This window comes from Candidatus Aminicenantes bacterium (assembly GCA_011049425.1).
GTDB lineage: Bacteria > Acidobacteriota > Aminicenantia > UBA2199 > UBA2199 > UBA876.
Window position 1 is genome coordinate 1 of record DSBM01000076.1, and the last position, 3,671, is coordinate 3,671.

Here is a 3,671-nt window from a genome sequence, read left to right on the forward strand (position 1 = left end):
ACCTTGCTAGAACTCGACTCCAAAGCGCTTGCGCAAACCCAGCACCAGGATCAGCATCAGCACCAGGTAGTGCCATATCCAATGGATGCGCGTGCCCAGGAAAGAAACACGCTTGCCGGGATAACGTAGCGAGATCGATTCCACGGGACCGGCTTCTTTCAACAGGGGTTCAACGGGATACCAGAAATGGGCCCAGGTTGAACGCGCATAGCGGCGATTGGAGAGGGCCGTGGTTTTGTCACCGGCGACAAGGCGCTTGGTTGCGGAAAAACCCGGGCCGCTGATCGTCAATTGATGGAAGCCGGGGGCCTCGACACGGAGCTTCCAGTTGACCTCGTTCAGGGCTGTGACCACTACGGGGTTCATGGCGGCCAAGACTTCGTTTCCCGTGTTCAGGTTCACGTCCAGAGTGGAAACATCCGTATTTAAACGCGCCTTCAATACCACATGTTCCCCCGGTTGGAAAGGGCGCATGCCGTAACGGGCCTCCATCTGGGCGAAAACAGGCACCAGGATGGGCAGGATCAAGAGCAGCGGGGCCAGGTTCAGGGCAAAGTACTTAATAGTATACACAAGGCTGCGCGCGAAGGCGCCCAAGGTCACGCGCCAGAAATCACGGTACATGCGGATGGCCAGGATACTGGCCTTGATCTGATCCTTGGCGTGACGGATGCGACGGGGAGACGACACCCAGCGGTAGACCAGTAACACAACCAGCGAAGACAACAAACTCAAGAAAAGGATGCCCCAGAAATCGCCCAGGCGGTCGAATGGAACCATGATCACCCGCATTACGCGGGTAAAAAAGTAGTTGAAGGCGTGGATCATTTATGCGTCTCCCGCAGGTATTGCCGCTTCAGGAGATGTAACCCAGTCCGCTCAACTTGTCCGCCATCTCTTCGCGGTTTCCCTCTCCGGACTGGATGGCATCGAACTCCCGGGCGATCAGGCTCTCGACCATTTCATCCAGTGAAGCATACCCGTGGTGGGCAAGGATGGTATCGGCTTTTTGTACGGCTTCGTTGCTCAATTTCACTTTCTTGGCCATGTTTCCTCCTAGACCAGTGGTTTTCCCGTCATGGTCGGGGGCGGCTTGACGCCGAAGTATTCCAGTATGGTGGGTGCCATGTCACGAATGTCCGGGACCTTGCGGTTGATCGGGAAGCTGGATAAGAAAGACGCGGGCACGGCCAGGGGGTCGATGCAGTGATCCCCGGACCACCAGTCCATGCGATTATCCACGACTTTTTCCGAAAACCCGCCCATGGCCCCGTTGTCAACGGTGCGATATCCCCGGCGGAACCCCAGAATGATATCCGGGGCGCGATCGAGGTAAGTGGGGGAAAAAACATCTTCCGTAATATAGGCATTGGATATGATCCGCTCACCGTTGATTGGATCACGCAGGGCTTCCAGCTTGCTTTTGAGTTCATTCAGCAGATGCCGGCGTTGCACGGGTTTGACTATGCCTTCGGCTTCCCGGCCTTTCATGTTCAGGTAGAGACCGTTCAGGCCCAGCGTGTACGCCTGCGTCTCTCCCCAGTTGCCGTATTCCAGGAAACTTTGGCCGGGGAACCAGTCCGGAGTGGACAACTTCAGGTAGCCCTCATCATGCAGCCAGTTGTTGATGTTGACCTCGCGGCGGAAGGTGCCGAAACCATGGTCGGACATCACCATGATGGCCACGTCCGGCGGCAGTTTTTCCAGGGCCTCCCCCAGCACGCGGTCGTGTTGACGATACAAGTCCTCCAGCACATGACCGTAACGAGAAGCCGTTTCCGGCTGATAGAAAGGATGTTGGGGATCGGTCAAGGCCCAGTACATGTGCTGCCCCTGGTCAAGGCTGGAAAAGTAAAAGAAAAGCAAGCCTTTGGATTGTGCCTCGAAACGTTCCAATTCGTAGTGGAAGAGGCGCCGACTTTCCTTAAACACCGACTGGCTCTGTACGATGAAGTTCTCCAGGGAAAACGTATTCTGTTGCAGGGCCTTGGTATCCGCCGGCAGGTTGATCATGTGAAAGAGGCCGGCCTCGCGGGCCAGTTCCCGGGAGTAGTTGTCGGGTGTGCAGATGTCGGTCGCGGGATGCAGCGGACTGACATGCACCGGTGAAATGTAGAGCCGAAAACGTTTTCCCAGTTCCATCAGATAAAACTTGACCATGCCGGTGACACTGCTGATGCCCTCGATCAGGGGAAAATCCACCTCCACCCAGTCGGAGTACTCGCCCTCGGAAACCAACAGGGTTTTGCCTTGAACATCGATGCGAGCCGTTTTGTGACGGTAGTCAAGATAGGCCTTGAACGGCACGCGCACGGGACCGGATCCTACTTTCAGGTCGTTTTCCGGACCTTCGATCCAGCCGTCCTCCAGCATGTTTTGTTCGTTGATATAAGCGTAGTAAAGCAGGTTGGGGGAAATGTCCCGTTCCGCCTCGGACTCGTCGGTGGTATAGAGTGTGTAGATGCCGTACGTTCCCTTGATGTCGGGGGTACCCATGCCGGAGATGGTTCGCTGCTTTGTCGGGCTGGGCGGGTAGTTGCCGGGCAATTTGAACAGCGTTGCCGGAACACCGTTCTCTTCCAGGGTATTCCAGAAAGGCTTGCCCTGACGCCCCAGCTCCACCCGGCTGGATTTCAAGGGGATGCGGTACTTGCCCAACTTGATGACTGATGAAGCGGGGATGGTCTGGGCCTGAGAGAATTCCGGCATATAGGTTTTCGGGTCGCGGGCCAGGAAGTCGTACACCCCGGTGGCTCCGGGATCACTGCCCACGGCGAAGCTGGCCCAAGCCACCGGGCTTTGGGCGGGAATGGTGGTGCGCATCATGGTGAAGCCGCCGCGCCCGGCCAGACGCTGCAGATTGGGCAACTCACCCTTTTGCATCAGGCGGTTGGCAATAGCGGGATCCATACCGTCAAAGGCAAGCACCAGCATGCGCCGACCCGGTTTCGTACCGGCGCCGAAATTCATGAAGGGCGCCGCAGCCAGCATCGCGCCCGTACTCATAATAAATTCCCTGCGTTTCATGCGCTTTTCTCCGTTGAGTCCGCCGCGGTCACTCCCAGGTCCCGGCCCTCCATGAAGGCGGGTGGTTGCACACCCATTGCGGACAGTACCGTGGGCGCGATATCCAACAGGGCCGGATTGGATTCACGTATGGGGCGGTTGGAAAAAAAGATCCCGGGAACCTGGTCCCGGGTAAAGGCATGGTCGCCACTCCACCAGCGCGTGTTGTCCGCATACAACTCCGGCCCGATGGTATTGACCGCGGATTCCCAGGAAACACGCATGCCTTTTTCATATCCCAGGATCACATCCGGGGCGTTGCGAAGATAGGGCCCGCGATAGATCGCCTCACTGGGCCATGCCTGCCGGATCACGCGGGAACCGCTCCGGGGATCCGTTAAAGAGCCCAGCTTCTTACAGATCTCGCGTTTCAAGGCTTCCGCTTCTCTACCCGGAACCACGATGCCCTGCTTTTCCCGGCCCTTGAGGTTGAGAAAAATACCGTTCAAACCCTGGCCGTATGCGCGGGAGCGGCTCCAGTCCACGTCGGCGAACCATTTGCCGCTCTCCTTTTTGCCGTCTTTGAGAACCAGGTAGCCCTCTTTATGCAACCAGGAATTGAGGTGAAAACCTCGGTTGAAGGGTCCGAATCCATGATCCGATAC

Annotated in this window: 4 protein-coding genes; all 4 read right to left on the reverse strand. The window is 57.2% G+C overall.

What is annotated here, in order from left to right; genetic code table 11:
• Window positions 1-6 precede the first annotated feature (6 nt).
• Entirely contained in the window at window positions 7-828 is an 822-nt protein-coding gene (locus tag ENN40_05180; GenBank protein ID HDP94739.1) for a hypothetical protein, read from the reverse strand.
• A 28-nt stretch (window positions 829-856) separates the two neighbouring features.
• Window positions 857-1,048 carry a hypothetical protein gene (locus tag ENN40_05185; GenBank protein HDP94740.1) on the reverse strand — a complete coding sequence of 64 codons (192 nt, stop codon included), beginning with the start codon at window positions 1,046-1,048 and terminating at the stop codon, window positions 857-859.
• An 8-nt stretch (window positions 1,049-1,056) separates the two neighbouring features.
• Window positions 1,057-3,027: a hypothetical protein gene (locus ENN40_05190; protein HDP94741.1), complete on the reverse strand. Its 1,971-nt coding sequence runs from the start codon at window positions 3,025-3,027 to the stop codon at window positions 1,057-1,059.
• Window positions 3,024-3,671: nucleotide pyrophosphatase (locus tag ENN40_05195; protein HDP94742.1), on the reverse strand; the 648-nt coding region annotated here is incomplete at its 5' end. The genes ENN40_05190 and ENN40_05195, both read right to left, overlap by 4 nt.

Coding starts and splice junctions, on each gene's coding strand:
- ENN40_05180 (HDP94739.1), bottom strand. CDS start 828: ATGATCCACGCCTTCAACTACTTTTTTACCCGCGTAATGCGGGTGATC.
- ENN40_05185 (HDP94740.1), bottom strand. CDS start 1,048: ATGGCCAAGAAAGTGAAATTGAGCAACGAAGCCGTACAAAAAGCCGAT.
- ENN40_05190 (HDP94741.1), bottom strand. CDS start 3,027: ATGAAACGCAGGGAATTTATTATGAGTACGGGCGCGATGCTGGCTGCG.